Genomic DNA, 26597 nt, shown 5'->3' on the forward strand with positions numbered 1-26597 from the left:
CGGCACCGCGCAAGTCTACGGCCTGTTGCCCGTGGCACCGCACCGAAGACGTGGGGTGATGCCGGATGCCCGTAGGATGCGGGTATGGCCCACTTCCACGACTGGTTCGGCGACGCCTCGCTGTACGTCCTCGACGTGCCGCTGGCGTGCTGTGCCCTCGAGTCGCAGGAAGCAGCGGCCGAGCGGCCGCGCACCACACCCCCGGCCGATGCACGCCTCGCCGTGGTGCTCTCCGGCACCATCACCCACGCGGTGGCCCCGGCGGTGCGGCAGCTCATCGACTCCCTGCCCGGCCGTCCCGCCGTGCTGGCGTTCGGTACCTGCGCCGCGACCGGTGGCCCGTACTGGGACTCCTACGCGGTGGTGAAGGGGGCCGAGGAGTTGGGCATCCGGATCGACCAGTTCATCGCCGGGTGCCCGCCCCCGCCCGAGGCCCTCACCCGTGCCCTCGAGGAGGTGCGCCGTGGCTGAGACCGTCGCCGTCGCCGACTGGCACGACCGCGTCGAGCAGGCCCGGCGGGACGGCTACGACTTCCTGATCAACCTCACCGCCGTCGACGAGATCGGCCGCAGCCCCCACATCCGGGTGCTGCTGTGGCTGCGCAACCGCAACCACGAGACCCTCACCCTCGCGGCGATGTGCGACCGCGACGACCCCCACCTGCCGGACATCACGGACCTCTTCGCCGGAGCGGCGTGGCTGCAACGGCAGGTCCACGACTTCTTCGGCGTGGTCTTCGACGGGGCGGACGACAGCCCACTGCTCAACCGCACCGGAGGCACCCCACTGCGCAAGGACGTGCTGCTGACCCCACGGATCACCACCAGATGGCCCGGTGGGCTGGAACCCGGGGAGACCCAGGCCAGCCCCGGTCGGCGTCGTCTCGTGCCGCCCGGGGTCCCCGACGCCACGGTGTTGGCGGATCCCGAGGCCACAGCGGAGACCATCGCCCAGTCGGCGGCGGGGGTGCGGATGGGACGGGCACGATGATCCACGGCTACATCGAACTCGTCGAGGAACGCTGCACCTCCTGCATGATCTGTGCCCGTGAGTGCCCCACCTGGTGCATCCGGCTCACCTCCCACCAGGAACACACCACCCCTGCCCCGGGAGCCAGGCAACGCACCCACAACGTGCTGGACACCTTCGAGATCGACTGGGCGCGGTGCATGTACTGCGGGGTGTGCATCGAGCAGTGCCCCACCGACGCCCTCCAGTGGGCGGGTGCGCACGTCCCGGCCGCAGCATCGCTGCACGACCTGGTCCATGGGCGCGACCGGCTGGCCGGTGAGGCCCGATGACGTTGGCGGAGGCGACGGCGAGTGCCCGTCAGGCCCTGCGGGTGGCCTTCCAGCAGCGGGCCGTGAGATTCGGGCTGCTCGGCTCGGTGCTGCTGGTGCTGGGATCGCTGTCCCCGGCGTACCTGCCCCAGGTCTCGCCCCTGACCCGGTTCATGACCTCCCTCGGCCTCGACGGCCCGATCTCCAAGTGGACCGGAACCGTGTTCACGATGGTGGGGTTGGCGTTGCTGCTGGAGTTCTGGCTGCGGATCCGGCCCGCCCGCCGTGAGGCCCAGGGGCTGCCACAACTGCGGCACTGGGCGGTGCTGGTCATCGTCGGGGCACCGATGCTCATCGCACCCCCCATCTTCAGCCACGACGCGTACTCCTACGCCGCCCAGGGCTGGCTCCTCGAGAGCCACCTCAACCCCTACCTGGTGGGCCCCGGCACGTTGCCCGGACAGTTCGCCGACCAGGTGGCCTGGGTGTGGCGCTCCACCCCCGCCCCGTACGGGCCGTTGGCCATCAAGATGAGCCAGGGCCTGATCCTGGTCGCCGGGCTGGACCCGTACTGGTCCGTGGTCATCATGCGCCTTCCCGCGTTGATCGGGGTGGCGCTGATCGGGTGGTGCACCCCACGCATCGCCCGACGTTTCGGCATCAACCCGGCAGCCGCCAGCTGGTTCGTGCTGACCAACCCCATCCTCGTCATCGACTTCATCGGGGGAGCCCACAACGACTCCCTGATGACGGGACTCATGGTGCTGGGGATCTGGGTGACCCTGAAGTACCGGGTCTGGTGGTGGGGTGCCGCCATCATCGGGGTGGCCGCGGCCATCAAGCAGCCCGCGTTCCTCGTCGCCGTCGCCCTGCCGTTCCTGATCGTTCCCTGGACGTCGTGGAGGATCCGCGCGGTCGCCGTCGCAGCCGGACGTTCCCTGCTCAGCCTCGCCGTCGCCGTCGCCGTGTTCGTCGCACTGAGCCTGGCGACGGGGCTGGGCTTCGGGTGGACCAACGCGGTCAACGTGCCGGGGATGGTGGACACCGTCTCACCCTTCACGGTGCTGGGCCACCTCATCCAGTACCCGGTCGATGCACTCGGACTGGACCCCGCCGGGCGTACGGTGATCCGGACGTTGCGCAGTCTCGGCCTGGTGGTGGCGGCCATCGGGATCGTGTGGATCGCCGTGCGGCACCTGGGCAGACGGCCGCTGCACTTCGTGTCGTGGTCGTTCCTGCTGTTCGCGTTCTGCGCCCCGGCCATCCACTCCTGGTACGTGCTGTGGGGCGGGGTGCTGTTCCCTGTCACCCGACCGAGCACGCGGGTGCTGCGGGTGGCCATCGTGGTGACCGGGGTGCTGCTGGGCTACGCGGCCATGAACTTCGCGTTGCGCAACGACGCGTGGATGCTGGCCCTGCTGCTGATGTGGACGCTGTGGGAGTCGGTGCGCGCCCACGAGCTGAGCCAGAACTGGGAGGACGAGGCCCCTCAGGAGAGCCTGGTCAGGTCGTAGTCCACGACGACCGGGCAGTGGTCGCTGATGCGGGAGTCGTAGTCGGCCTCCCGCAGTGAGGTGGCGCGGGTGGCGCTGGCGGCCAGTCCCGGGGTGGCCAGGTGGTAGTCGATGCGCCACCCGGAGTCGTTGGCGAAGGCCTGCCCCCGCCACGACCACCACGAGTAGGGGCCGTCCTGGTCAGGATGGTGCTGCCGGACCACGTCGACGAGGGTGCGGGGCCCCAGCTGCTCGGTGAACCACTCACGCTCCTCGGGCAGGAAACCGTCGGTGCGTTGGTTGGAGCGCCAGTTCTTCAGGTCCAGTTTCGTGTTGGCGATGTTGAAGTCCCCGACGATGACGTACTCGCGCCCGGTGTCGGCGGCCTGTCTGCGGGCCACCTTCAGGTACCGGCTGAGCCCCGCCATGAAGGTCATCTTGCGTTCGTACTTCGGGGTGTCGGCGTCCTCGGGTCTCCGGGCGTGGTGCTCGGGGACGGCCCCCTTCGGCAGGTACAAGGAGGCGACGCGCACGGGGGCGTCGGCGAGATCCACCTCGATGTAGCGGCCCTCGGTGGCGAAGGGGGCGAGGTCCCGGTTGGTGACGGTGTCCACCTCGGTGCTCTCGATCACGCCGTCGGGGGAGACGACGGCGGCCTCACCACTCAGGGTCGCGATGCGTTCCGGCACGTCGCGGGTGAGGATCGCCACCCCGTTGCGTCCCGCCTGGGCTGCGGGAGCCCAGGCGGTGTGGTAACCGTCGAAGGTTCCCGCGGGCAGGTCGGTCACCTTGCACCTGACCTCCTGGAGGCAGATCACATCGGGCCGTTCGCTCTCCCACATGGTGTGCAGGCCGCGCCTGAGGGCGGCGCGGATGCCGTTGACGTTGTGGGAGATCAGCCGGAGCGAGTTCATGTCCCGGAATGCTACCTTCAGGGCTCACGAGCAGAAGGAGGATCACGGTGGAGTGGGAAGAGCTGGAGGAGCTGGCGAAACGTCACGGGGTCGACCCGGAGGTGCTGGCCGAGCTGAACGACGGTGCCCACCAGATGTTCGAGGCGGGCCAGCTGGCGGATGCCGCCGAACTCTTCGTGGAGTTGACCGGGCTGGTCCCCGATCACTCCCCGTACCACTACATGGCGGGATTGGCGTACAAGTACCTGCGTCGGTGGCCGGAGTCCCTGGCCGCGAACCTGAAGGCCATCGAGGTCGCGAGGGAGTTCGACGAGGCCGCGCACTGGAACGCCGGCATCGCGGCGACGGCGTTGTCGGACTGGGCGACGGCCCGTCGCATCTGGGAGGCCTGCGGCATCGAGCTCACTCCCGGCGAGGGCGAGATCCGGGAGAACTTCGGGTTCGTGGTGCTGCTGCTCAACCCGTGGGGGAACATGGAGCGGTTGTTCGCACGTCGCATCGACCCGGTGCGCGCCGAGATCGTCAGCGTCCCCTACCCGCAGTACGGGCACCTGTGCGGGGACGTCGTGCTGCACGACGGCGCGTCGCTCGGGGTGGCCCGGGTGGGGGAGAAGGAGCTCATGGTCTTCAACGAGCTGCAACGTCTCGTCCCCTCGCGGCTGCAGACCTTCATCGTGGAGGTCACGTGTGAGGATCCCGACCAACTTCAGGAACTGCTGGACGCGCTCTCGGAGCTGGGGGAGGCCGAGGACTGGACGCAGGACAGGTGGATCTGCGCCTCCTGCGCCCGGGGTGACCAGGAAGGTGCTGAGGAGCACCACGAGCACGACGGGTCTGAGCTGGAGTGGGCGCCGGACCGGGAGGTCGCGGTGGCGGCCGAAGACCTCGACGCCGTCACCGGCGTGCTCGCCGTGTGGGAGGAACAGGAGGGCCGCAGGGTGCACACCCTGACCCCCGTCGAGCCGGAGGCCATCCCCGGCCCGGAGGACGGCACCTTCTGGTGGGAGGCCCGGCCGTAGGGGTGCTACCTTCTTCTGGACCGCTCTGACTGGAGGACGTGAATGGCTGGAGGCCTGGCAGCACTGCTCGACGACGTGGCGATGATCGCCAAGCTGGCCAGTGCGGCCAGCACGAAGGCGATGGGGGTGGTCATCGACGACGCCGCCGTGACACCTCGGTACGTCACGGGCCTGAAACCGGCGCGCGAGCTGCCGATCATCTGGAGGATCGCGAAGGGGTCGCTGCGGAACAAGGCGATCATCCTCGTCGCCGCGCTGGCGCTCAGCCAGGTCGCGCCGTGGCTGCTCACCCCCGTGCTCATGCTGGGCGGCGCCTACCTCTGCTTCGAGGGGGCGGAGAAGGTGTGGGAGTCCGTCTCGGGTCATCACGAGGCCGAGGCGAGGACCCCGGGGGAACCCCAGGACGAGAAGGCCCTCGTCGCGGGAGCCGTCACCACGGACTTCATCCTGTCCGCCGAGATCATGGTGATCTCGCTCAACGAGCTCGCTGCACAGGGTTTCTGGATGCGGGCGGCCGCGCTCACCGTCGTCGGCCTGCTCATCACGGTCCTGGTCTACGGTGTGGTGGGGCTCATCGTGAAACTCGACGACATCGGTCTGCGCATGATGGAGGGCGGCTCCGAGGGCCGCAGGAAGCTGGGCCAGGGCCTGGTCAACGCGATGCCGAAGGTGCTGGCCATCCTGTCCACCGTCGGGATCGCCGCGATGCTGTGGGTGGGTGGCCACATCATCCTCGACGGTCTGCACACGTTGGGATGGCATGCGCCCCTGGACCTGGCCCACGGTGTGGCTCACCTGGCCGCCGGGGTCCCCGCCGTCGGTGGTGTGCTGGAGTGGCTGATCGAGACCGTCCTGTCCGCGCTCCTCGGCCTGTTGCTCGGTGGACTCGTCGTGGCGGTGGCGCATCTCATCCCCCGCAGGAAGGCCGGGACGGCCGCACACTGATGCCCCTGTGTCCCGACGGCCTCGGCACCTCGGCGAACCGACGCGAACCACCGTCTGCGGATGACGTCCAGACGTTCTTCATCGGCGATTCATGCCGCGGTTCGACGACGGGGCGGTGCGGGTGGGAGCGGGCTCCCGATGTGATGGCGGCGGGACCCGGATAGGGTGAGGTCATGGCCCATGACTTCGACCACGATGCCCCCACCTGGGACGACAAACCTGAACGGCTCGAGCGGTCGCACCGGGTCGCGGCTGCGATGCGTCCGCTGATCCCTGCGGGGCACCCCCGAACCGTCGAGCTGGGGGCCGGGACCGGGATGCTCTCCCGTTGTCTCGCCGAGCACCTGGGACACGTGGTGCTGCTGGACGCCTCACCGGGCATGGTCGAGGTGGCGCGACGTGAGACCCGTGCCCACGGCTGGGAGGCCCGGGTGGCCGACCTCACCGACGGCGAGATCGACGGCGGTCCCTACGATCTGGTGCTCAGTCAGCTGGCCATGCACCACATCCCCGACGTGTCGGCCCTCCTGACCCGCGTGCACCGGTGCCTGGTCCCGGGAGGACGGCTGCTCGTCGCGGATCTCGACCACGACGCGGAGGGCCACTACCACGCCCACGTCGATGGTTTCGACGGGCACCACGGCTTCCATCGCGGCGAGTTCGCCATCTGGCTGGAGGCGGCAGGATTCACCGCCGTCGAGTTCCACGACGTCGGGAACATCGGCAAGGAGGTCGAGGGGCATCGTCAGGACTTCCCGCTCTTCCTCGCCGCAGCCACGGCGTAGGTCCTGCATCCGGTGTGAGACATGAAGGACACCACATGGAGGTGCTGAGCGCTGCGGAGGCCCGACGGATCAGTCTGGCCGCCCACGGACTCACCGGGCGACGGGGAGGCGCCACCCGGGCGTCCCTGAGTGCCATGGTGCATCGGCTCCGGGTGCTCCAGCTCGACTCGGTCAACGTCTTCGAGCGCAGCCACTACCTGCCGGCCTTCTCCCGGTTGGGGACCTACGACAGGAGCCTGCTCGACACCGTCGCCGCCAGCGACCTGACCGAGGCCTGGGCCCACGAGGCGACCCTGGTCCCGGTGGCGGACATCCCGCTGTTCGCCTTCCGTCGGCATGCGATGCGGCAGCGCCACAGCGCAGGGGTCTACACGGATCAGCCGGAGCTCAGGAGGTGGATCACCGATCAGATCGCTGAGCGCGGACCGCTCCGGGCCCGCGACCTCGTCCACGACCAGAACCGACGCAGTGGCCCGTGGTGGGGCCTGTCGACGGTCAAGCAGCTGCTGGAGCTCATGTTCCTCTTCGGCGACCTCGCCACGGCTCCCCGGATCGGGTTCGAACGCTGCTACGCCCTGCCGGAGCAGGTGTGGCCCGATGAGGTGATCGACGTCGATGTCCCGGCGGCCGACGCACACCGGGAGCTGGTGCGTCGCGCCGCGGTGGCCCTGGGAGTGGCGACGGCCGATGACCTCGGCGACTACTTCCGGTTGCGCACCGCGCAGGTCACCCCCGCCATCCGGGACCTCGAGGAGTCAGGGGAGCTGGTCCCGGTCCGGGTCGCCGGGTGGGAACGCTCGGGCCGTCCGTCGTCGGCCTGGCGACACCGGGACGCGACGCTGCCCGCACGGGTCAGCAGGGATGCGATCCTCACCCCCTTCGACCCGGTGGTGTGGTACCGCCCGCGGGCCGAGCGGCTCCATGACTTCCACTACCGGATCGAGATCTACACTCCCGCGGCGAGGCGTCAGTTCGGGTACTACTGCCTCCCGGTGATGCTGGGAGGTCGCCTCGCCGGGCGCGTCGACCTCAAGAACGACCGCCAGCGGAAGGTGCTGCGTGTCCAGGCGGCCTGGACCGAACCCCACGCTCCCGGGGATGCACCGGAACGTGTCGCGACGCTCCTGCGTGAGGCCGCCCGATGGCAGGGCTGTCAGGACTTCGTCGTGCAGGACTGGGGCAATCTCGCCCCGGCGCTCACGGCCGAGCTCATCCGCTGAGGTCGTCGCCCACCCGCGCCCCGTCATGTTTCGCCTGTCCTGATGCCGCTTCGCCTGCCATTTTCCCTGCTCGCCTGTCTTGCAACGCAGGCAGATCGGAACAGGACAGGTATTTCCACCCCAAGGCAGGCGAAACAGTCACAAGGCAGGCGAAACAGTCACAAGGCAGGCGAAACCGTGGGGGCGTCGGAGAGCGGGTGGTCAGGGAAGGCAGGAGAGGGCGATCAGCGGTAGTTGACGAACTGCACCGCGAAGTCGTAGTCGGCCTCCTTGATGAGGCGCTGGACCTCCTGCAGGTGGTCCCGGGACTTGGAGCTGACCCGCAGCTCATCGCCCTGGATCTGCACCTTCACACCCTTCGGGCCCTCGTCACGCACCAGCTTGGAGATCTTCTTCGCGTCCTCCTGCTTGATGCCCTGCTTGGTGGTGCAGGTGATCCTCCACATCTTCCCGGAGATGCGCGGTTCCCCGGCGTCGAGGGCCTTCAACGACACCCCGCGCTTGATGAGCTTCGACTGGAACACGTCCAGCACCGCCTTCGCGCGCTCCTCGCCGCTGGACTCGATCTCGATGGCCTCGCCCGACCAGCGGATGGAGGAATCGGTGCCCTTGAAGTCGAAGCGCTGTGAGACCTCCTTCGCGGCCTGGTTGAGGGCGTTGTCGACCTCCTGGCGGTCAACCTTGCTCACGACGTCGAACGAGCTGTCAGCGGCCATGGGTCCTCCTCGATCGGGGTTCGGGGTCCCCATTCTGCCAGTTCAGGGCTTAAGGTATCCGCAATCGTCGCACGAGGGGAGAACATGACCACCACACCCGATGCCCCCGCACGGCGTGGCTGGCGGAAGGTCGCGGCCCTGAAGGGCGGGACCGCCAGTGACCTGTGGCTCTACCTGCGCTACCAGACGTTGTCGAAACTGCTGCTGGCCCTGGTGGTGATGCCGCTGTTCAGCCTGCTCGCGACCCTGCTGATCGCCAGCACCGGGCGCGCCAGCATCACCTCCGGTGATTTCACGGGCTTCGCCCTCAGCCCCCAGGGGGCGGCCCTCGCGATCACCGCCACACTGCTGGTGGGTCTCCTCGTGGTGCTGGACATCGCCGCGTTCGTCATCGCCGAGCTGGCGAGGCTCCGGGGAACCCCCATCCGCACCGGTCGACAACTGCTGCTGCGGGCCGTCGGCTCCGTGCCCAGGTTCCTGCACCCGTCGATGCTGCTCTTCCTGGCCCATGTCGTGGTGGTGGTCCCACTCGCCGGTCTGGGACCGACGCTCAGCGTCCTGTCCTGGGTCAGGATCCCGAACTTCGTCACCGAGGTCATCGTCAACTCCACCACGTTGTCCATCCTCTACGTCATCGTGCTGCTGGTGCTGGCGGTGCTGAGCTTCTTCCTCATCGTCACGGTGCAGGCCATGTTCACCGATGACCTCAACCCGTGGCAGGCGATGGGTGCCTCCATGAAGTTCGTGAGACGCCACTGGTGGGCGATCACCGTGACCCTGGTGCGTGGTCCGCTGGTGCTGGGGAGCATCGTGCTGGGGTTCATGGTCGTCGTGTTCGTCGCGCTGGCGCTGCTGGCCCTGCTGCTGCCCGAGAGCGTGACCGCGACCCGGTTCAGCGCCGTGCTGGCCACCCTGCTCCTGGCCGGGGCGATCGGCTTCTTCCTGCTGTTCCTGGTCCCCATCGAACTGCGGAACCTGACGCGGGCCTATGCGGTCCTCACCGACGCCGTTCCCGTCGGTCCCAGGGAGGAGGTTCGGGTCGCCGATCGTCGCGCCCGTCCCCGACTCGTCGCCGCCGCGGCTGCCGCGCTGGCTGCCGCCATGGGTGCCTCGGCGCTCGGGGCCCATTTCTTCGAGGAGCTGTTCATCAACGAGCACCGGATCGTGGTGATCGCGCACCGGGGTGGGGGAGACCTCGACGCCGAGAACTCCCTGGAAGGCGTGGAGGCCGCCATCGGGGCGGGGGCGACGTGGTCGGAGATCGACATCCAGCGCACCAGGGACGGGGCCTATGTCGTCAACCACGACGCCACGTTCGCCCGTCTGTCCGGGGTGAAGAAGGCGTCCTCCGAGATGACCCTGGCCGAGATCCAGGAGTTGAGCATCACCAATGCCTTCAGCCCCGGTCGGCCTGCCCGCAGGGTGCCCACCATCGAGCAGATGATGGACGTGGCCAAGGACCGGATCGGACTGTTCGTCGAGCTGAAGGGCGTCACCGCCGATGAGCGGATGGTCGACGACATGGTCGATCTCATCAAGGAGCGGGGGGTGCAGGACCAGGTCGTGCTCATCGGTCTGGACCATGCCCTGATGAGCTACGTGGAGACCACCTACCCCGAGATCCTCACCGGTTACCTCTACTACTTCGGCGTCGGCGACACCGCCAGCCTCGACTTCGACTACCTCATCATCGAGGAAGGGGTGGCCTCCTCGTCGAGGGTGCACGAGCTGCAGGAGGCCGGACGCAAGGTGGTGGTGTGGACCGTCAACACCGAGGACTCCATCAACCGGTTCGCGGGTTCGCGGGTCGACGGGATCATCACCGACGTCCCCGTCGAGGTGGCCGAGGGGGTCGCAGCCAAGCGGGAACGCGATGACCTGGAACTGATCCTCGACTCGATCCTCGGGGAGTAGGTCGACGCCCTCCGGTGGCGTGTCCCACCACCCCTGTGCTATCTTTTGCGAGCTGTCAGCAAGGCAGGTTGCCCGAGTGGCCAAAGGGAGCGGTCTGTAAAACCGTCGGTTCGCCTACGTTGGTTCGAATCCAACACCTGCCACCAGACCCCCGGAATCGGATTGATCCGGGGGCCTGTGCTTTTCAGGGCGGTCAACGGTATCGTCAGGCCATGGCAACCCCACACATCGCATGTGAAGCAGGAGACGTCGCGCCACTGGTCCTGATGCCCGGAGACCCCCGTCGCGCCGAACGCATCGCCAGGGAACGGCTCACCGAGGTCCGGCTCGTCTCGGAGGTGCGTGGCATCGGGGTGTGGACCGGTCTGCTCGACGGGGTTCCCGCCACCGCGATGGCCTCCGGCATGGGGGTCCCCTCCCTGTCGATCTACGCCACCGAGTTGTTCACCCGGTTCGGGGTGAGACGCATCTGTCGGGTCGGCACCTGCGGTGGGATCTCCCCGGCGGTCAAGGTCCGCGACGTCGTCATCGCCTCGGCCGCACACACCGACTCCGCCGTCGCGACGCTGCCCATCCCCGGGGTCTCGCTGTCGCTGGCCCCCAGCTTCCCGATGCTGGCCGGTGCCGTGTCGCGGGCCCGTGACGGTGAGGTTCCGGTGCACGTCGGACCGGTCTACACCTCCGACTTCTTCTACAACTCCCGTACCGACATCGTCGAGGAGCTGGCGAAGGTCGGCACCCTGGCGGTGGAGATGGAGGCGGCAGGACTGTACGCGGCGGCGGCCCGCACCCAGGGGGAGGCCCTGGCCGTGCTCACCGTCTCGGACCACCTGGCGGATCACTCCGCGGACCTGACCAGCGAGGAGCGGGAGGCCATGTTCGCCCATGCCCTCGAGGTCGCCGTCGCGGCGTTGCTGGCCTGACCAACCCCCGATTTGTGTCCGTGGCTTCCGCCGTGTAATGTTTCCCGACGGCTGGCCCCTATAGCTCAGTAGGCAGAGCGTCTCCATGGTAAGGAGAAGGTCTGCGGTTCGATTCCGCATGGGGGCTCTTGTTCAGGCCCGGGATCCGTCCCGGGCCGGAACATTTCGACGGGGTAGCTCAGTCGGTAGAGCAAGCGGCTCATAATCGCTGTGTCGCGGGTTCAAGTCCCGCCCTCGTCACCACTGATCGCCCACCTGCGCATCCGCGCCCCGAACAGCAAGGAAGAAGATCATGGCCAAGAAGGGTCAGGACGTCCGTCCGAAGATCACGCTCGCCTGCACCGAGTGCAAGGAGCGCAACTACATCACCAAGAAGAACCGTCGCAATGATCCCGACCGGATCGAGCTGAACAAGTTCTGCCCGCGCTGCCGCACCCACCGCGCGCACCGCGAGACCCGCTGAGCCGCAACGTGAAGGCCGCCCCTGAGGGGCGGCCTTCACGTTTCCCATAGAATTCGGCCATGCCGATTTCTGCCGAGCACGTCGGGCGCAGCTACCCGCCCGCACCCGCCTACCGTGTCAGTCGTGCGAAGATCGCCGAGTTCGCGACGGCGTTGAAGGACCACAACCCGGCCTACCTGGGGGAGGACCCGATCGCCCCACCCACCTTCGCCGCGGTGATCGCCGCCCAGGCCTGGGGGGCGCTGTTCGACGACGAGGAGCTGGGGCTCGCGCTCAACCGCATCGTCCACGCCGACCAGGCCTTCGACTTCCACCGCCCGCTCCGGGAGGGTGACGACGTGGTGGCCGAACTCACCATCGAGAAGGTCCGTGGTCGGGGAACCCTGGACATGATCACGGTGCTGGTGAGACTCACCGTCGACGGTGAACCCGTGTGCGATGCCCGCTCCACCCTGATGCACAACCGCGAGGAGGCCACCCATGCCTGAGATCCAGCCCGGCACCAGTCTCGGCGAGCTGCGGGTGCCCATCACCCGCTCCGATGTGGTGCGCTACTCGGGGGCCTCCACCGACTTCAACGAGATCCACTTCTCCGACCGGCACGCCCGGGCCATCGGGCTGCCCGGGGTGCTGGCCCACGGCATGTGGACCATGGGCGCGGGGCTGAGGCTCGTCACCGACTGGATCGAGGACCCGGCGCGGGTGGTGCGCCACCAGGTCCGCTTCACCCGCCCCGTCGTGGTGCCCGACACCGATGAGGGCACCGAGGTGGTCTACACCGGTGAGGTCACGGCCGTCTCGGAGGGGATCGCGACGGTGAGTCTCACCGCCACCTGTGGGGACGACGCGGTGCTCGGGGCCGCCCGTGTGGAGGTGCGTGTTGACTGACTCGACCATGCTGAGGGATCACACCACCTTCCGGATCGGAGGGCCGGCCCGTCGTCTCGTCACCGCGACGAGCGAGCAGGAGATCGTGGCGACCGTGCAGGACTGCGACGCCCGTGGCGAACCCCTGCTGCTGCTCGGCGACGGCTCGAACGTGCTCGTGGCCGACGAGGGATTCGACGGCACCGTGCTGAAGCTGGCCAATCGGGGCATGGAGCACAACTCGGAGGCCTGCTACGGCGTCGAGGTCCGGGTCGGGGCCGGGGAGACCTGGGACGACTTCGTCGCCCACTGCGTCGCCAACGAGTGGTCCGGTCCGGAGGCGTTGTCCGGCATCCCCGGAAGCGTCGGGGCCAGCCCCATCCAGAACATCGGGGCCTACGGTGCCGAGGTCGGGGCCTTCGTCCAGCAGGTGCGGACCTGGGACCGCCGCACCGGGGGCATCCGGACGATCTTCGCCGCCGACTGCAGGTTCGGCTACCGCACCTCGATCTTCAAGCAGGACCCCGGGCGGTTCGTCGTCATCGCCGTGACCTACCAGATGAGGCTGGGACAGATGAGCCAGCCGGTGCGTTACCCCGAACTCGCAGCGGCCCTCGGTGTCGAGCCGGGGGAGCGGGCCGGGGCGACGCGGGTGCGGGAGACCGTGCTGCGCATCCGAGCAGGCAAGGGCATGGTGCTGGACGAGGAGGACCGTGACTCCTGGTCGGCGGGGTCGTTCTTCACCAACCCGCTGCTCACGCCCGAGCAGGCCGACGCCCTTCCGGAGGATGCGCCCCGGTTCCCGGCCGGGGACCTGGTCAAGACCAGCGCGGCCTGGCTGATCTCCCGGGCCGGTTTCCCCAAGGGGCACCCGGGCCGGGGGAGGGCCCGGTTGTCCTCGAAGCACGTCCTGGCGCTGACCAATCACGACGGCGCGAGTGCCGCGGACCTCATCGCCCTGGCCAGGGAGGTGCGCGATGGGGTCGAGGCCCGGTTCGGCATCCGCCTGACCCCCGAGGTCAACCTCATCGGGCTCAGCCTCGACGACTGATTTTCAGACCATGGCGAGGATGCGTTACCATTGAGGTCTGGCGAGGTCGCATGCGCCCTGACAAGGGTGCTGCGTCACGCCGAAGGGTAGTAGCTCAACTGGCAGAGCAGCGGTCTCCAAAACCGCAGGTTGGGGGTTCGAGTCCCTCCTGCCCTGCGAAGCACACGCTTCACGGCCTGCCACCCAGTGGGTGGGCAGGCATTTCGTTTGTTGGACCGAAGGGATTGCGCGTGAGCGACGACAAGACTCAGCAGGGCGGGGACGAGGATCTCCCCGAGGCTGACCCCGTCGCCGACGACGAGGTGATCTCGGACCTCGAGGAGCAGTTCGACGAGGAGACCGAGGACGGGGACGAGAAGGCCGAGGACAAGCCCAGGGCCGTCACCCGCAGGACGTCCAAGGCCCCGGTCAAGAAGAACGTTCCCACGAAGAAGCGCTCCGAGAGCACCCACGAGGAGCACGACCCCTACCAGGCCAGGAACCCCGCCCAGTTCGTCCGACAGTCCGCCGGTGAGCTGAAGAAGGTCGTGTGGCCCACCTGGAACGAGCTGACGACGCTGTTCGCCGTCGTGCTGGTGTTCGTTCTGTTCATGGTCCTCTACGTCGGTGTGCTGGACGCCGCCTTCGGATGGACCCTGCTGAAGCTGTTTGGAGGAACCGCGTGACCGAGCACGACGACATCGAGATCGACCTGGGCGAGCTGCCCACCGAGGAGGCCGACGTCGAGATCGACCTCAGCCTGACCGACGACGACCAGCCGGTCGAGGAGATCGTCTCGCTCACCGATGAACCCGAGGAGCCGGAGACCTCCGACGAGGAGGAGGACGACGCCACCGCCCAGGCCATCGCCGCACTGCGGGAGGACCTGGAGAGCAAGTACGGTGAGTGGTACGTCATCCACACCTACTCCGGCATGGAGAACCGGGTCAAGCAGAACCTGGACTCCCGCGCCACCTCCCTCAACATGGAGGACTACATCTTCGAGACGATCGTGCCCACCGAGGACGTCGTCGAGGTGCGCAACAACACCCGCAAGACCGTCACCCGCTGCGTGCTGCCCGGCTACGTCCTGGTGCGCATGGAACTGACGGACGACTCGTGGGCCACGGTGCGCCACACCCCGTCCGTGACCGGGTTCGTCGGCCACGGCCAGACCCCCGTCCCGCTCAACCTGGACGAGGTGGTCAGCATGCTGACTCCTTCCGTCGTCGCGAAGGTCGCCGCCGAGGCGGCCACCCCTGCGGCGAAAGCGAAGAAGAAGGTCGAGGTCGTCGACTTCGCCATCGGCGACTCCGTCCAGGTGATCGACGGGCCCTTCGCCGGGGTCCACGCGACGATCACCGAGATCAGCGCCAATCACCAGCGCCTGCGTGCCCTCGTCGAGATCATGGGGCGCGAGACCCCGCTCGACCTGGAGTTCAAGCAGGTCGAGAAGGTCGGTTAGGAATACCGCCCCTGACCACCTAGAATTGCGCGTTGCGCCGTCGCTCCGGGGCCTCCCGGGGCCGCGGCCACGTCTGAACCAACATCAGAAGGACCCGAAATGCCTCCCAAGAAGAAGGTCGCAGCCCTCGTCAAGATTGCTCTGCAGGCGGGCGCTGCCACTCCCGCGCCGCCGGTCGGTACCGCCCTCGGTCCGCACGGTGTCAACATGATGGAGTTCGTCAAGGCGTACAACGCCGCGACGGAGTCGCAGCGCGGCAACATCATCCCCGTCGAGATCACGATCTACGAGGACCGCACGTTCTCCTTCGTGACCAAGACCCCGCCGGCCGCGGAGCTCATCAAGAAGGCCGCAGGGCTCAGCAAGGGTTCCGAGAACCCGCTGAAGAACAAGGTCGGCAAGCTCACCAAGGACCAGGTTCGCGAGATCGCCGCCACCAAGCTGCCGGATCTCAACGCCAACGACATCGAGGCGGCCGCCAAGATCGTCGAGGGCACCGCACGTTCCATGGGCGTCACCGTCGAGTGACGCTCCCCCCTGGTAGGGAGACTCCCCGCACCAGAACTGGTGGATCAGCCTGCGAGGCTGACTGATAGATCATGAGGAACCAGAGATGAAGTACAGCAAGGCATACAGGGCCGCCGCCGAGAAGCGCGACGGCGCCCAGCTCCACACGCCCGAGGAGGCGCTGAAGCTGGTCAAGGACATGGCCTCGGCCAAGTTCGACGAGACGGTCGAGGTGGCGGTTCGCCTCGGCGTCGACCCCCGCAAGGCGGACCAGATGGTCCGCGGTACGGTCAACCTTCCGCACGGCACAGGCAAGACGGCTCGGGTCCTCGTCTTCGCCTCCGGCGAGAAGGCCGAGGCCGCCCGCGAGGCCGGGGCCGACGAGGTGGGCGTGGACGAGCTGGTCGAGAAGGTCGCCGGTGGCTACCTGGACTTCGACGCCGTCGTCGCCACCCCCGACATGATGGGCAAGGTGGGCAGGCTCGGCCGGGTGCTCGGCCCCCGTGGTCTGATGCCGAACCCGAAGACCGGCACCGTCACCATGGACGTCGCGAAGGCCGTCTCCGACATCAAGGGCGGCAAGATCGAGTTCCGGGTGGACCGTCACGCCAACCTCCAGTTCATCATCGGCAAGGCGTCGTTCACCGCGCAGCAGCTCATCGAGAACTACTACGCGGTGCTGGAGGAGATCCTGCGACTGAAGCCCGCGTCGTCGAAGGGCCGCTACATCAAGAAGGTGGCCGCCTCCGCCACGATGTCGCCGAGCGTCATCATCGACGGCAGCATCACCAAGCCGGCTGACAACGCCTGAGGCACGACGTCCACGACGGGGCAGGTCCTGTGACCTGCCCCGTCGTCGTGTCCTGACGGCGGCTCGCTCAACCGGGTCGACGGTTCGTTCCCGCTGTCGGTGGGGTGCAGTAGCATGTCGTGCGCACATCCACCGTTGGGAGTAGTCATGTCATCGCAGAGTGGCACCCAGGCCGGCGCCATCGAACTCACCGGTATCGAGGTGGTCGGTGAGGCCGAACGCACCGCCAGACCACGGCAGCTGTTCCTGCCCTGGTTCGCCTCCAACATCTCGGTGTTCGGGATGAGCTACGGGGCGTGGGTGCTGGGTTTCGGGATCTCGTTCTGGCAGGCCACCCTCGTCGTGCTGATCGGCGTGGTCCTGTCGTTCGCGATCTGTGGGGTCATCGCCCTGGGTGGCAAGCGCGGCTCGGTGCCGACGATGGTGATGTCCCGCGCCGCGTTCGGCGTCCAGGGAGCCAAGGCCCCCGGGATCATCTCCTGGCTCACCTCCATCGGCTGGGAGACGATCCTGGCGATCACCGCGGTGCTGGCCACCGCCACCGTCTTCGAGCGGCTCGGCTGGGTGGGGGAGAACAAGGTCCTGCTCAACGTCATCGCCGCCGGCGTCGTCGCGGCCCTCATCGTGCTGGGTGCGATGGCCGGGTACCACATCATCATGCGGATGCAGTCGGTGCTGACCTGGATCACCGGCATCACCACCATCATCTACGTCCTGCTGGTGGTGCCCCACATCAGGTGGGACGCCATCATGGCGATCCCTGCCGGACCTCCCGCAGCGATGATCGGTGCCATGACCATGGTGATGACCGGCATGGGCCTCGGCTGGGTCAACATCGCGGCTGACTGGGCGCGCTACCAGTCCCGGGAGGCCAAGGGTGCGGCCATCGTCGGCTGGAACACCTTCGGCGGGTCGCTGGGACCGGTGGTGCTCATCACCTTCGGGCTCATGCTGGCCGGGTCGTCAGCCGAGATCTCGGAGGGGATCAGCAATGACCCGGTCGGGGCACTGGCCCAGGTGCTGCCCACCTGGTTCCTCATCCCGTTCCTGCTGACCGCGATCCTGTCGCTGCTGTCCGGGGCCATCAACGGCATCTACTCCTCGGGGCTGACCCTGCTGACCCTGGGGATCACCATCCCCCGCCACCGGGCCTCCCTCATCGACGGTCTGATCCTCAGCGCCGGCACCGTCTACGTGGTGTTCTTCGCCGAGAACTTCATCGGGCCCTTCCAGTCCTTCCTCATCACGCTGGGAGTACCGCTGGCCGCCTGGGCGGGGATCATGATGGCCGACATCGCACTGCGACGGAAGGACTACGACGAGAAGGCACTGTTCGACGGTGCGGGACGCTACGGGGCGTTCAACTGGACCGCACTCGGGATCATGGCGGTCTGCTGCATCGTCGGGTGGGGGTTCGTCGTCAACGGTTTCGCGGAGGATGCGGCCTGGAACAACTGGCAGGGTTACCTGCTTCCCCTGATCGGTGGTCGTGACGGAGTCTGGGCCGGGGGCAACATCGGCGTCATCTTCGCGCTGATCCTGGGGTTCGGCGGCTACTGGCTGAGCTGCCGGGGCCGGGTCGCCGCCCAGGAGGAGCAACCGACGGCGTGACCCCCGATGCGCTGGCCGCCCGGGCAACACGGTTCCTGCGGGAGCACCTCACGGAGCCGATCACGGTGGCCGACCTGGCGGACGAACTGGCGTGGAGCCCGTCGCACCTGACCCGTGCCTTCACCCGAACGGTGGGGACCTCACCGATCCGCTATCTGGCCGCGCTGCGCTTCCACGAGGCGAAGCGGCTGCTCGCGGTCGAGCGGCTGGGTGTGCTGGAGACCTGCCACGAGGTGGGGTTCACCTCCGTGGGTACCTTCACCCGACGTTTCGTCGCCGATGTCGGGATGCCACCCGGTGAGTTCCGTCGCGCCGCGGACCGGGTGAGTGAGGTGGAACTCGCCGCGGTGAGTCTGTGGGCCCCGGGCATCGAGACCAGGGTGCGGGTCCGGCTGGAGGTGCCGCCGGAGGTCGAAGCCGGGCTGGGAGCCTTCCCCTACCAGTGGATCGGCACCTTCACCACACCGGTGCCGTGCGGACCGCCCGTGACCGGGACGCTGCGGCGAGGCATCGCCGAGGTGGAGCTCCCCGTCCATCCGGCCGGACCGTGGCTGCTCGCCTCGATCACACCGTCGTCGGCGGACATCGCGGATCATCTGTGGCCCGGGTGCCCGTTCGTCGCCCGGCATCCGGTTCCGTTGACAGGACTGGAGCGCGAGGTCGTGCTGCAGCTGAGGAGGGCTGAGTCCTGGGACCATCCGGTGCTCGTGGCCCTTCCTGCCCTGCATCCACGGATCTGAGCAGGATCGGAGTCGTCCGGCCGGTCCTTCGCGCTCTACTCTGAAGCGCAGTCGAGCAATGAGGAGCGAAGATGACCGAGACCACGACCGCCCGTTCGGGTCAGCCCTGCTGGATCGAGTTGTATGCGAGCGTGCCGGAGCAGTCCGCGGAGTTCTACCGCGAGCTGTTCGGCTGGAACATCGAGGAGATGGACTCCGACTGCCCGCTGTCGCATGTCATCACCCAGGGAGAGCAGATGGTGGGGACCATCGAGCCCCTGGCCGATGGCCCGGTCCCTGCGGATGGCTGGCTGGTGTGCCTGTGGACGCCGGACCTGACGGCACTCGTCGCCCGGGTGGTGCCCGCCGGTGGCGAGGTCGTCGTCGAACCGATCCAGGTGGACGAGTCGACCCGCTACGCCGTGGTCCGCGATCCCGACGGCGGGCTCGTCGGTGTGCTGGAGGACCCCAACTTCGTGCCCGCCGTGCCCGGCGCGGGGACGCCCGTGTGGTTCGACGCCCTCACCCGGGACCTGGAGCGGGGAGCGAGGTTCTACCGTGAGGTCTTCGAGTGGGACACCCACCCCATGTCGGACGCCCCGTACGTCACCCACGGTGTGGGGGAGGACAGCGTCTGCGGCATCGGGGACCTGGGGTACTTCGGGGCGCCGGGGGCCGAGCCCGGCTGGCAGGTGTACTTCGGCGTCGCGGACTTCGAGGAGGCCGCGCAGCACGTCGCCCGACTCGGCGGTGAGGTCGTGGTGGAGCCGCGGGACACGCCGTGGGGTCGGATGGCGACGGTGAAGGACCCGCAGGGAGCCGTCTTCCTCCTGATCCAGGTCGGTTCAGCTCCACAGGGCTGAGACCGGCAGCGCCCAGAGGCTGGGACCCATGGGAAGTGGGTCGGGGTGGAGGCTCAGCACCACCCCGCCCCGGAACCGGGGTCCCAGCCGATCCCGCAGCTTCGCGAGCGTGGCGAAATGGTCGAAGCGGACGGTCTGTGAGGCCTTGACCTCGATTCCCCAGACCCTGCCGTCGGCAAGCTCGATGATGATGTCCACCTCGTTGCCGCGTGAATCGCGGAAGTGGTGAAGGTTGTACTGCTGCTCGGACCAGGTCCGTTGTTTGAGAAGCTCTGTGGCGACAAAGCTCTCCAGCAGGCCTCCGAGCTGAGGGCTCCCGGGGGTGGCGAGCTGCTCCTGGGAGGCGCCCACCAGATGGGCTGCGAGCCCGACGTCACGGATCCCGCTCTTGGGTTTGCCTGTCACACGTTGGAGGGGATTGTTGGTCCACGGTGGCAATGTGTAGGTGAGGAACAGGCGGCTCAACAGATCAAGGTACGGCGTGATCGACGTGGCCGGGAGATCGGCCCGGGAGGCCGCGTGGGCCTTCACCAGTTCCCCGGACTGGTTGGCGGCGAGGACGCGCAGCAACTGGTACAGACGTCCGGGCTGGTAGGGAACGCCGAGATCCCCGGCATCCCGCTGAACCGACTGGGTGAGGTATGAGTCGAACCAGAGGCGACGGGTTCGGGGGGGCAGCTGCTGGACCTCCGGGAATCCTCCCCGGATCATTCGATGGGAGTAGTCGGTGAGCCCGAGAGGTGAGGATGCAGCGTCGCCGGGATTGCGTTCCAGGAGGGCAACGAAGTCCTCAACATGGTCGTGGAGTTCTCCCTGGGAGAATCCCTCGACCTGGAGCAACGCCGCACGGCCGGCGAGAGAGTCGGGGGTTCGTTGTAGACGCAGTAGGTCAGCGGACCCGGTCAGGATGAATCGTCCGGGGCGTCGGTCCCGGTCGATCGTCGCCTTGATGTCCAGCATCAGTTCGGGGCGTCGTTGAAGCTCGTCGATGACCAGTGTTCCCGTCCCTGCCATCGTCAGGTAACCGACAGGATCATGTTCGGCGAGGGACAAAGTGCTGGCGTCGTCCAGAGTGGTGTAGTGGGCTCCCTGAGCAGTGAGCAGACGCGCCAAGGTCGACTTGCCCACCTGGCGGGCACCCAGCAGCATCACGGCCGGGAAAATGGCCAACGCTTCTGCGGCGATGGACTGGAGATTACGAGGTCGAACGGCCACGGCCCCAGCCTAGCTTTCGTAGTTCTGCCACCCAAATCTCGTAGTTCTGCCACTAATCTCTCGTAGTTCTGCCAGCACTTTCTCGCAGTTCTGCCTGGCGATCACGCGACGGGGTGGACTGGGGGTCAAGGCCGGTCAGGCGGAGGAGAGGAGCGCCGCCAGGCCGGACAGGATCGTCGAGCGGGCCCTGGCGGCCACATCGAGGACCGCCGACGGGTCGGTCGGGGCGGTGGCGAAGGACAGGTCGGAGACCACCGACATCCCGCACACCCGGACACCGAGCGCGTGGAGCATGAGGGCCTCCATCACCGTCGACATGCCGACGCAGTCCACCCCGGCGGCGGCCAGCAGGCGGGTCTCGGCGCGGGTCTGGTACTCGGGGCCGCGGAGGACGGCGTAGGTTCCGGCACGCTGGCACACGCCGACCAGGATGGCGGTCAGCTCCTCGTCCCAGCAGGTGGTGGTGTCGAGGAAGATGGTGCCGTCGAACGGGGAGGTGCCCGTGAAGTTGACGTGATCGGTGATGGCCATCACATCGCCCAGCTCCCAGTCGCGCAGGCAGCCGTTGGCGTTGGTGAGGACGGCCTTGCCCGCGCCCGCACAGTGTGCGGCCCGGGCCAGCGCGGTCACGGGGCGTGGGCCGTGTCCCTCGAAGAGATGGGTGCGGCCGAGCGCCACCGCCACCCGCTGCCCACCGAAGCGGTAGGTGCGCAGCTCGTCGACGTGGCCGTCGCCCACCGGGGCCAGGACCCCCGGCAGATCGGACTGGCGCATCCGGGTGAGCGGTTCGGGCCAGTCCGGGGCCGCATCCAGGGCGTCGGCGAGACCGGAACCCAGCACGACGAGCACGTCGAGGCTCCCGCCGGCGGCCTGGATGAGGAGATCACCTCCCGCGCGATCGGCGTCGTCGATGAGGTGGCTGGGGAATTCGGAAGGTTGCATGGCACGTCCTCGGGGCATGGGTGATCTGCATCTACGATGCCCGCACCGGGTAAAGAGGTCAATGAGGACCGGGACATCGTGGCTGTCTCGGTGGGGAAGTCAGCACGACGGCTCGTGGTGGGCAGTGGTTGTCTGAAGCCAGGTGGCGATGTCGGTCAGGCTGGCGGCTCGGGAGGGGCGACCGCGTCGGTTCGTGGTCGCGGCTCGGTTCAGCCAGATGCCATGCAAACCAGCGCTTTCTGAGCCAACTGCGTCGGTCTCGAGATCGTCCCCGATGAACCAGGCCTGTTCCGGGGCGACGCCGAGATCATCGCAGACCTGCAGGAAGAGGTGAGGATCGGGTTTGCGGACGCCCAGCGTCGAGGAGGCATACATCGGCATCGACCCCAGCCCGATGGCAGTGAGCTTCGCCTGCTGTTGCATCTGGTGTCCGTTGGTCACGACCGCGACCAAGGGAGGGACTGGAAGAGCTGCGACGGCATCCAGGAAGGGGAGGACGTCGTCGAAGGGGCGCCACGAGGATTCGTAGCGTGCGAGGTGGCCTTCGAACCAGGACAGCGAATCCGCGCGGGAAAGAGCGACTGCCCCGTGGGCCGCCAGGAAGGCAGTGATACGGGCCACACGTTGCTCCTCGAAGGTCAACTCGCCGTCGAGATAGCGCTGGAAGTGCTCTGCCTCCAAGGCGCGCCACAGGGCCACCGAGTCCTCGGTGGGTGACAGATCACGGTCGGCCAGCACGGCGAGGATCGCATGGGCGCTCGCGCCCGCATGATCCATCAGCGTTCCGTCCAGATCCATCAGAAGGGCGCGTGGCCGGGTCGTCATGATCCCTCCCACAGGGTCGACAGTGGCAGGGCCCAGATGTCGTCGCCGAAGCTGAGGGGCCGGTCGATGGGGGCGAGTACCACAGCTCTGGTCAGTCGAGGCCCCAGTTGCTCTCGGAGGAAGCGCAGCCCAGAGACGTGGGAGCCCGTGACGGTGCGGCTCGCCTTGACCTCGATGGCGAGGAGCTGTGAATCGTCGGCCTCCAGGATGAAATCCACTTCCTTGCCGTTCCGGTCGCGGTAGTGGAACATGCGATACCGGGTCTGACTCCACCCGGACTGGGCGTGCAACTCGCCAGCGACGAATCCCTCCGTCAGGGCGCCGAGGAGCTGCATGCCGTGAGGGATTCTGGTGAGGGACGCAGCCGATGCGCTGCACAGCCAGCTCGTCAACCCGGAGTCCACGATGGAAACCTTGGCCCTTCCGGTTTCCCGCTTGGTCAGATTGGGGGTCCAGGGTGCCACGTGAAGAGTCAGGAACAAGCGGTTCAGCATGTCCAGGTAGGAGCCTGTCGATGAGGCGGCGAGGCCTGCTTCCTGGGCCAGTTTCGCCTTCACCAGCTCGCTTGACTGCTGGGCAGCGATCAGGCGGAGCAGTGCCAGCATTCTGTCAGGGTTGAGACGGGCGCCATCCGCCAAGGCGTCGACCCGAACCAATCGTTCGATGTACCCGTGGTACCACTCGTCCCGAACTCGTGGGGCGACATTGTGCACTGCTGGGAACCCTCCCGCCGTGATCATGGCTGCCAGGTCGCCGTGGCTCATGGGGGTGCTCGTGGTGAAGTCATGGGGGTGGTTGGCCGCCCCCAGCCGGTCCACGAAGGTGCCTTGTGCCGCAGTGCCTCGGATCTCGGACTGGGTCAGCGGGCAGACGGTCACCGACAGAGCCCGCCCGGCCAGCGAATCCTTGTCGCCGCGTACTCGTGCGAAGTCCGACGATCCGGTGAGGATGAAGCGCCCCGGATGACGATCAGCGTCGATGCTCGCCTTGATGGCCAGGGACAACGCGGGAAGCCGTTGGAACTCATCGATGATGAGGGTGCCCTCCCCGGCCTGGGACACGAACCCGACGGGGTCATTGCGGGCGTACTCCAAGGTGCGGATGTCGTCGAGGTTGACCGCAACGGCTTGCGGGCGGAGCATCCGGGCCAAGGTCGACTTGCCGGTTTGTCTGGCTCCTTCGATGACGAGGACCGGTGTGAATCCGAGCAGTTCCTCAGCCCAAGGTTGGATGGCGCGCGCAATCAGCCGTGGCATCGCACCAGTCTACCCATCTCGTCGTTTCGCTGGCACTCATCTTGTCGTTTCGCTGGCACCTATCTTGTCGTTTCGCTGTCACTCATCCCGTCGTTTCGCTGAGTGTTCTGCTGCGTTCCCCGGGCCGACAGGGCCCGGGGTGCTCATGTCATCGAGGATGACCTGCCCGCCCGTCGAGCCCCTCGACAACGCTGATCCCGGTCCTCGGCAGCCCCGGCTTCGGGTGCGGCGGCTGCGGCTTCGACGGGCTGGGCGCGGGCGTCGTCGGAGCCGGGCTCGGCGCCGGGGGAGTGGGCATGTCCCACACGTCCCCCTCGAACACGGGCTTGCCGTCGATCACCAGCCGCCAGTTGCGGACGAAGAAGTCCGACTGATCGATGACACCGCGTGCCGTGGCCCAATCGATGAGCTCCTGCCGAATCTCCAGCAGATCGTCGTAGACCACCGGGGCCGTGGCCACGTGCGGGAAGATCCCGCCGCCGCTGGCCCGGTAGTTGTTGACCGCCACGACGAACTGCTCGTCATCGGTGACGGGGGTGCCGTCCGGGTGCTGCAACGTCACGATCCGCTGCCCCAGCGGCCTGGCCAGGTCGATCTCGTAGCGCAGGCCCGAGATGATGTCGTAGTTGTAGTCACGCACCGTCTCGCCGTTGCGCTCGACGCCTGTCATCGTCTCGGGATCGAAGGTGCCGCCCGGTGGGACCTCGGCGAAGTACTTCGCCGAGTACTCCAGGTAGTCACGGACCTGGGCGCCGGTCAGGAGCCTCGCCTGCAGGGTGTTGTCGTAGATGTAGAGGCCCGCCATGTCGCGGATCGTCACATCGCCCTTCGGGAAGACGGCGGTGCGGCTGAACGGGGCAGCCAGGCTCAGCACCGGCAGGTTCGCGTACTGGCCACCGGCGAGCGCCTTCTTCACCGTCGCGGTCTGCACCATCTGGATGTAGTCGATGATCGGGGTGTCCCGGTAGCGCGACTCGGTGGCGGGCAGTTCCTCCTTCGACGATGCGACCTTTGTGTTCACGTAGGCGACGGTGACATCGTGCGGCCCCTGAACGGCTGCGGTCACGGCCGGATCCGGGGCGAAGTCCTTCATGTGGTGGGCGGTCGCACCGTTCGTGGTGACCTCCCAGGCGTCGCCGTTGCGGGTCAGGTCGAAGGTGAGGTCGGCGACACTGGACGCCCAGAACCTGGGCTGCGACAGCAGCACCTTCTCACCGGTGGCAGCGTTCGTCTCCCACTGCTCGGGGACGTCCTTGTGGGTGTGACCGACGACGATGGCGTCGATGCCCGGCACCTGGCGGGCGATCTCGTCGGCCGGGTTCTCCGGCGGCAGGTCTCCCGAGTAGCTGGAGACCCCGACGCCCGCGTGGCTCAGCACGACAACGATGTCGGCGCCGGCTTCACGCACCCGCGGCACCCAGGTCCTCGCTGAGGTGACCATGTCGTCGATCCTCAGCACACCGTCGAGATGGGCCTTGTCCCACACCATCGAGCCCGGCGTGGTGAGCCCCAGGATGCCGATGGTGACCTCCTGCCCCTTGATGGTGCGCTTCTCGAGGTGGTACGGGGTGAAGGCGTTCGAACCGTCGGAGACCTTGACCACGTTCGCGGCCAGCAACGGTGCCTCGAGCTGTCTCTCGTAGGCGCCGAGCAGGTCGAGCCCGTAGTTGAACTCATGGTTGCCGACATTCGTGGCGTCGTAGTCGACGGCGTTGAAGGCGGCCGCCATCGGGTGGGTGGCACCGGTGGTGGTGATGGGGGCCTGCTTGGCGTAGTAGGTGGTCAACGGGGTGCCCTGGATGGCATCACCGTTGTCGACCACCACGACGCTGTCGGCGCCGCGCTCGGCCCGGATCTGGTTGATCGCGGTCGCGGCCTGGGCCATGCCGACCTGGTGGCCGCCGCGGTCCTGGAACGGGGCGTTGCGGAAATAGTCCCAGTTGAGGACGTGACCGTGGACATCGGTCGTGGCGAGCACGGTGACACGTATCGGTTCCTCCGCGTGGGCCACCGGGGTGGTGAATCCGAGGAACAGGGCAAGAATCACGACGATGCTTCGACGCATGGCTCTCCTGAGGTTGTGGGTGGCATCAGCATAACCACGCCGGGCCTGTTCTCAGGGATGCAACGGGTTGATCCACTGGATCTCGGTGAAACGGGCGAAGTCCCCATCGAAGGACACCACGGGAACGCTGTGTTCCAGCGCAAGTGCAGCCAGCTGGGCATCGGGAACCAGGTTCCCGGTGACATGGTGTCGGGATGCCAGACTCGCGTAGATGGCAACAGTCCGCTTCGAGACCGAAGGGATCCATGCAGCGGGTTGGGCCAGCCAGGCGGAGATGAAGGCGTGGGCCTCGTCATGGGTCATGGGCGAGGGCGAGAGTCGTGGGTGTGTCGTGATGCGGTGGAAGGCGCCGATGCTCTGCCAGGGAAAACCGAGACGTCTCCCGGAGGCGTATGCGGCGCGCAACCAGGCATGCGACCTCTGGTGGAACGGTGAGAGAACATCTGCAGCGTGGATGAGTACGTTGGCGTCGAGGATCACGTGGGATCGCCCTCAGAATCCAGCACCTCCAGTGCCTCCGCGACGTTCACGACATCAAGTCTGATGCCGATGGGCCTTGGCTCGGGCAAGGGGACAGAGGGGACCTGCTGGTGCAGCATCATGCCGCGTCGGATGAGGATGGCGACCGCTTCACTGACCCCGATGCCATCCTCGCGTCTCAGCCTCTTGATCTCGGCGTGGATGTCCGCGGGCAACGTGATGGTCGTCCTCATGCGCCAAGGGTGGCATCGTGATGCGCCACGAAAAG

General features: G+C 67.6%; 30 protein-coding genes and 4 tRNA genes. 25 read left to right on the forward strand and 9 right to left on the reverse strand.

Translation table 11 applies throughout. The annotated features are described in order from the left end of the window. Positions 1 to 84 precede the first annotated feature (84 nt). From EII34_RS04530 to mptB, 4 genes are read left to right on the forward strand one after another with little or no spacing between them, the layout of a single operon-like run. Positions 85 to 471 (forward strand): NADH-quinone oxidoreductase subunit B, encoded by a 387-nt coding sequence (locus EII34_RS04530; RefSeq protein ID WP_124843388.1) that lies wholly within the window; start codon positions 85 to 87, stop codon positions 469 to 471. After that, on the forward strand, positions 464 to 991 hold the full coding sequence (locus EII34_RS04535) for an NADH-quinone oxidoreductase subunit C (protein ID WP_124843390.1): 528 nt from the start codon (positions 464 to 466) through the stop codon (positions 989 to 991). Before EII34_RS04530 ends, EII34_RS04535 begins: the two co-directional genes overlap by 8 nt. Beyond that, a complete protein-coding gene (locus tag EII34_RS04540; protein ID WP_124843392.1) occupies positions 988 to 1302 on the forward strand; it encodes a 4Fe-4S binding protein in 315 nt (104 codons plus the stop codon). The genes EII34_RS04535 and EII34_RS04540 overlap by 4 nt, the downstream gene beginning before the upstream one ends. Continuing rightward, on the forward strand, positions 1299 to 2795 hold the full coding sequence (gene mptB / locus EII34_RS04545; RefSeq protein ID WP_124843394.1) for a polyprenol phosphomannose-dependent alpha 1,6 mannosyltransferase MptB: 1497 nt from the start codon (positions 1299 to 1301) through the stop codon (positions 2793 to 2795). Before EII34_RS04540 ends, mptB begins: the two co-directional genes overlap by 4 nt. On the opposite strand, the gene EII34_RS04550 is transcribed toward mptB, so the two are convergent. After that, complete coding sequence (locus EII34_RS04550; protein WP_124843396.1) at positions 2771 to 3688, reverse strand: exodeoxyribonuclease III; 918 nt, start codon at positions 3686 to 3688, stop codon at positions 2771 to 2773. The genes mptB and EII34_RS04550 overlap by 25 nt on opposite strands. Positions 3689 to 3735: 47 nt before the next feature. On the opposite strand from EII34_RS04550, the gene EII34_RS04555 reads away from it, so the two are divergent. The 4 genes from EII34_RS04555 (at position 3736) to EII34_RS04570 (ending at position 7657) form a co-directional block, all read left to right on the forward strand. Further along, positions 3736 to 4707: a hypothetical protein gene (locus EII34_RS04555; protein WP_124843398.1), complete on the forward strand. Its 972-nt coding sequence runs from the start codon at positions 3736 to 3738 to the stop codon at positions 4705 to 4707. 42 nt (positions 4708 to 4749) lie between these two features. Next, a complete protein-coding gene (locus EII34_RS04560) occupies positions 4750 to 5652 on the forward strand; it encodes a DUF808 domain-containing protein (RefSeq protein WP_124843400.1) in 903 nt (300 codons plus the stop codon). Positions 5653 to 5825: 173 nt separating this feature from the next. Then, positions 5826 to 6437 carry a class I SAM-dependent methyltransferase gene (locus EII34_RS04565; RefSeq protein WP_124843402.1) on the forward strand — a complete coding sequence of 204 codons (612 nt, stop codon included), beginning with the start codon at positions 5826 to 5828 and terminating at the stop codon, positions 6435 to 6437. A gap of 35 nt (positions 6438 to 6472) precedes the next feature. Further along, the gene (locus EII34_RS04570) at positions 6473 to 7657 is read left to right on the forward strand and encodes a winged helix-turn-helix domain-containing protein (protein ID WP_124843404.1); all 1185 of its coding nucleotides are present in this window, start codon (positions 6473 to 6475) and stop codon (positions 7655 to 7657) included. Between the two features lie 224 nt (positions 7658 to 7881). Here the strand turns inward: EII34_RS04570 and EII34_RS04575 are convergent, their stop codons facing one another. Beyond that, positions 7882 to 8373, reverse strand: a complete 492-nt coding sequence (locus EII34_RS04575) for a YajQ family cyclic di-GMP-binding protein (protein ID WP_124843406.1) — start codon at positions 8371 to 8373, stop codon at positions 7882 to 7884. Between the two features lie 84 nt (positions 8374 to 8457). On the opposite strand from EII34_RS04575, the gene EII34_RS04580 reads away from it, so the two are divergent. The 17 genes from EII34_RS04580 (at position 8458) to EII34_RS04660 (ending at position 19546) form a co-directional block, all read left to right on the forward strand. After that, positions 8458 to 10287 carry a glycerophosphodiester phosphodiesterase family protein gene (locus tag EII34_RS04580; RefSeq protein ID WP_124843408.1) on the forward strand — a complete coding sequence of 610 codons (1830 nt, stop codon included), beginning with the start codon at positions 8458 to 8460 and terminating at the stop codon, positions 10285 to 10287. A gap of 62 nt (positions 10288 to 10349) precedes the next feature. After that, positions 10350 to 10433, forward strand: a tRNA-Tyr gene (locus EII34_RS04585). Between the two features lie 66 nt (positions 10434 to 10499). Further along, positions 10500 to 11210 (forward strand): purine-nucleoside phosphorylase, encoded by a 711-nt coding sequence (locus tag EII34_RS04590; protein ID WP_124843410.1) that lies wholly within the window; start codon positions 10500 to 10502, stop codon positions 11208 to 11210. A gap of 54 nt (positions 11211 to 11264) precedes the next feature. After that, positions 11265 to 11337: transfer RNA gene (locus EII34_RS04595), tRNA-Thr, on the forward strand. A gap of 40 nt (positions 11338 to 11377) precedes the next feature. Beyond that, positions 11378 to 11453 (forward strand) — tRNA-Met (locus EII34_RS04600). Positions 11454 to 11502: 49 nt separating this feature from the next. Next, positions 11503 to 11673 (forward strand): 50S ribosomal protein L33, encoded by a 171-nt coding sequence (gene rpmG / locus EII34_RS04605; RefSeq protein WP_124843412.1) that lies wholly within the window; start codon positions 11503 to 11505, stop codon positions 11671 to 11673. 59 nt (positions 11674 to 11732) lie between these two features. Continuing rightward, positions 11733 to 12161 carry an FAS1-like dehydratase domain-containing protein gene (locus EII34_RS04610; RefSeq protein ID WP_124843414.1) on the forward strand — a complete coding sequence of 143 codons (429 nt, stop codon included), beginning with the start codon at positions 11733 to 11735 and terminating at the stop codon, positions 12159 to 12161. Next, positions 12154 to 12561, forward strand: a complete 408-nt coding sequence (locus tag EII34_RS04615) for a MaoC/PaaZ C-terminal domain-containing protein (protein ID WP_124843416.1) — start codon at positions 12154 to 12156, stop codon at positions 12559 to 12561. Before EII34_RS04610 ends, EII34_RS04615 begins: the two co-directional genes overlap by 8 nt. Beyond that, entirely contained in the window at positions 12551 to 13591 is a 1041-nt protein-coding gene (locus EII34_RS04620; protein ID WP_395858071.1) for a UDP-N-acetylmuramate dehydrogenase, read from the forward strand. The genes EII34_RS04615 and EII34_RS04620 overlap by 11 nt, the downstream gene beginning before the upstream one ends. A gap of 83 nt (positions 13592 to 13674) precedes the next feature. Continuing rightward, a tRNA-Trp gene (locus EII34_RS04625) sits at positions 13675 to 13747 on the forward strand. Between the two features lie 74 nt (positions 13748 to 13821). After that, positions 13822 to 14256 carry a preprotein translocase subunit SecE gene (secE, locus tag EII34_RS04630; protein ID WP_185711178.1) on the forward strand — a complete coding sequence of 145 codons (435 nt, stop codon included), beginning with the start codon at positions 13822 to 13824 and terminating at the stop codon, positions 14254 to 14256. Continuing rightward, positions 14220 to 15035: a transcription termination/antitermination protein NusG gene (gene nusG / locus EII34_RS04635; protein WP_124843420.1), complete on the forward strand. Its 816-nt coding sequence runs from the start codon at positions 14220 to 14222 to the stop codon at positions 15033 to 15035. Before secE ends, nusG begins: the two co-directional genes overlap by 37 nt. Positions 15036 to 15134: 99 nt before the next feature. Beyond that, complete coding sequence (gene rplK / locus EII34_RS04640; RefSeq protein WP_124843422.1) at positions 15135 to 15563, forward strand: 50S ribosomal protein L11; 429 nt, start codon at positions 15135 to 15137, stop codon at positions 15561 to 15563. Positions 15564 to 15648: 85 nt separating this feature from the next. Next, positions 15649 to 16353, forward strand: coding sequence for a 50S ribosomal protein L1 (rplA, locus tag EII34_RS04645; RefSeq protein ID WP_124843424.1), 705 nt, complete (start codon positions 15649 to 15651; stop codon positions 16351 to 16353). A gap of 147 nt (positions 16354 to 16500) precedes the next feature. Further along, positions 16501 to 17964, forward strand: a complete 1464-nt coding sequence (locus EII34_RS04650; protein WP_124843426.1) for a purine-cytosine permease family protein — start codon at positions 16501 to 16503, stop codon at positions 17962 to 17964. Further along, positions 17961 to 18704, forward strand: a complete 744-nt coding sequence (locus EII34_RS04655) for a helix-turn-helix transcriptional regulator (protein WP_221620198.1) — start codon at positions 17961 to 17963, stop codon at positions 18702 to 18704. The genes EII34_RS04650 and EII34_RS04655 overlap by 4 nt, the downstream gene beginning before the upstream one ends. 71 nt (positions 18705 to 18775) lie before the next feature. Then, positions 18776 to 19546, forward strand: coding sequence for a VOC family protein (locus tag EII34_RS04660; RefSeq protein WP_124843430.1), 771 nt, complete (start codon positions 18776 to 18778; stop codon positions 19544 to 19546). On the opposite strand, the gene EII34_RS04665 is transcribed toward EII34_RS04660, so the two are convergent. The 7 genes from EII34_RS04665 to EII34_RS04695 all read right to left on the reverse strand — a co-directional run bounded on the left by EII34_RS04665 (position 19529) and on the right by EII34_RS04695 (position 26562). Further along, positions 19529 to 20761: an ATP-binding protein gene (locus tag EII34_RS04665; protein ID WP_124843432.1), complete on the reverse strand. Its 1233-nt coding sequence runs from the start codon at positions 20759 to 20761 to the stop codon at positions 19529 to 19531. The genes EII34_RS04660 and EII34_RS04665 overlap by 18 nt on opposite strands. Positions 20762 to 20896: 135 nt before the next feature. Then, positions 20897 to 21703: a purine-nucleoside phosphorylase gene (locus tag EII34_RS04670; protein WP_221620199.1), complete on the reverse strand. Its 807-nt coding sequence runs from the start codon at positions 21701 to 21703 to the stop codon at positions 20897 to 20899. A 99-nt stretch (positions 21704 to 21802) separates the two neighbouring features. Beyond that, entirely contained in the window at positions 21803 to 22528 is a 726-nt protein-coding gene (locus tag EII34_RS04675; protein ID WP_124843436.1) for an HAD family hydrolase, read from the reverse strand. After that, positions 22525 to 23784 (reverse strand): ATP-binding protein, encoded by a 1260-nt coding sequence (locus EII34_RS04680; protein WP_124843438.1) that lies wholly within the window; start codon positions 23782 to 23784, stop codon positions 22525 to 22527. The genes EII34_RS04675 and EII34_RS04680 overlap by 4 nt, the downstream gene beginning before the upstream one ends. Before the next feature lie 148 nt (positions 23785 to 23932). Next, on the reverse strand, positions 23933 to 25849 hold the full coding sequence (locus EII34_RS04685) for a bifunctional metallophosphatase/5'-nucleotidase (protein ID WP_124843440.1): 1917 nt from the start codon (positions 25847 to 25849) through the stop codon (positions 23933 to 23935). 51 nt (positions 25850 to 25900) lie between these two features. After that, positions 25901 to 26329: a TA system VapC family ribonuclease toxin gene (locus EII34_RS04690; RefSeq protein WP_124843442.1), complete on the reverse strand. Its 429-nt coding sequence runs from the start codon at positions 26327 to 26329 to the stop codon at positions 25901 to 25903. Further along, complete coding sequence (locus EII34_RS04695; protein WP_124843444.1) at positions 26326 to 26562, reverse strand: CopG family transcriptional regulator; 237 nt, start codon at positions 26560 to 26562, stop codon at positions 26326 to 26328. Before EII34_RS04695 ends, EII34_RS04690 begins: the two co-directional genes overlap by 4 nt. Positions 26563 to 26597: the final 35 nt, after the last annotated feature.

It is taken from the genome of Arachnia propionica (assembly GCF_003859805.1).
Taxonomy (GTDB): domain Bacteria; phylum Actinomycetota; class Actinomycetes; order Propionibacteriales; family Propionibacteriaceae; genus Arachnia; species Arachnia propionica_C.

What these genes read in the sequence shown, in the direction of transcription:
- EII34_RS04530 (WP_124843388.1), top strand. Translation starts at nt 85, where the DNA reads ATGGCCCACTTCCACGACTGGTTCGGCGACGCCTCGCTGTACGTCCTC.
- EII34_RS04540 (WP_124843392.1), top strand. Translation starts at nt 988, where the DNA reads ATGATCCACGGCTACATCGAACTCGTCGAGGAACGCTGCACCTCCTGC.
- mptB (WP_124843394.1), top strand. Translation starts at nt 1,299, where the DNA reads ATGACGTTGGCGGAGGCGACGGCGAGTGCCCGTCAGGCCCTGCGGGTG.
- EII34_RS04550 (WP_124843396.1), bottom strand. Translation starts at nt 3,688, where the DNA reads ATGAACTCGCTCCGGCTGATCTCCCACAACGTCAACGGCATCCGCGCC.
- EII34_RS04560 (WP_124843400.1), top strand. Translation starts at nt 4,750, where the DNA reads ATGGCTGGAGGCCTGGCAGCACTGCTCGACGACGTGGCGATGATCGCC.
- EII34_RS04565 (WP_124843402.1), top strand. Translation starts at nt 5,826, where the DNA reads ATGGCCCATGACTTCGACCACGATGCCCCCACCTGGGACGACAAACCT.
- EII34_RS04570 (WP_124843404.1), top strand. Translation starts at nt 6,473, where the DNA reads ATGGAGGTGCTGAGCGCTGCGGAGGCCCGACGGATCAGTCTGGCCGCC.
- EII34_RS04575 (WP_124843406.1), bottom strand. Translation starts at nt 8,373, where the DNA reads ATGGCCGCTGACAGCTCGTTCGACGTCGTGAGCAAGGTTGACCGCCAG.
- EII34_RS04580 (WP_124843408.1), top strand. Translation starts at nt 8,458, where the DNA reads ATGACCACCACACCCGATGCCCCCGCACGGCGTGGCTGGCGGAAGGTC.
- EII34_RS04590 (WP_124843410.1), top strand. Translation starts at nt 10,500, where the DNA reads ATGGCAACCCCACACATCGCATGTGAAGCAGGAGACGTCGCGCCACTG.
- rpmG (WP_124843412.1), top strand. Translation starts at nt 11,503, where the DNA reads ATGGCCAAGAAGGGTCAGGACGTCCGTCCGAAGATCACGCTCGCCTGC.
- EII34_RS04610 (WP_124843414.1), top strand. Translation starts at nt 11,733, where the DNA reads ATGCCGATTTCTGCCGAGCACGTCGGGCGCAGCTACCCGCCCGCACCC.
- EII34_RS04615 (WP_124843416.1), top strand. Translation starts at nt 12,154, where the DNA reads ATGCCTGAGATCCAGCCCGGCACCAGTCTCGGCGAGCTGCGGGTGCCC.
- nusG (WP_124843420.1), top strand. Translation starts at nt 14,220, where the DNA reads ATGGACCCTGCTGAAGCTGTTTGGAGGAACCGCGTGACCGAGCACGAC.
- rplK (WP_124843422.1), top strand. Translation starts at nt 15,135, where the DNA reads ATGCCTCCCAAGAAGAAGGTCGCAGCCCTCGTCAAGATTGCTCTGCAG.
- rplA (WP_124843424.1), top strand. Translation starts at nt 15,649, where the DNA reads ATGAAGTACAGCAAGGCATACAGGGCCGCCGCCGAGAAGCGCGACGGC.
- EII34_RS04650 (WP_124843426.1), top strand. Translation starts at nt 16,501, where the DNA reads ATGTCATCGCAGAGTGGCACCCAGGCCGGCGCCATCGAACTCACCGGT.
- EII34_RS04660 (WP_124843430.1), top strand. Translation starts at nt 18,776, where the DNA reads ATGACCGAGACCACGACCGCCCGTTCGGGTCAGCCCTGCTGGATCGAG.
- EII34_RS04670 (WP_221620199.1), bottom strand. Translation starts at nt 21,703, where the DNA reads ATGCAACCTTCCGAATTCCCCAGCCACCTCATCGACGACGCCGATCGC.
- EII34_RS04675 (WP_124843436.1), bottom strand. Translation starts at nt 22,528, where the DNA reads ATGACGACCCGGCCACGCGCCCTTCTGATGGATCTGGACGGAACGCTG.
- EII34_RS04680 (WP_124843438.1), bottom strand. Translation starts at nt 23,784, where the DNA reads ATGCCACGGCTGATTGCGCGCGCCATCCAACCTTGGGCTGAGGAACTG.
- EII34_RS04685 (WP_124843440.1), bottom strand. Translation starts at nt 25,849, where the DNA reads ATGCGTCGAAGCATCGTCGTGATTCTTGCCCTGTTCCTCGGATTCACC.
- EII34_RS04695 (WP_124843444.1), bottom strand. Translation starts at nt 26,562, where the DNA reads ATGAGGACGACCATCACGTTGCCCGCGGACATCCACGCCGAGATCAAG.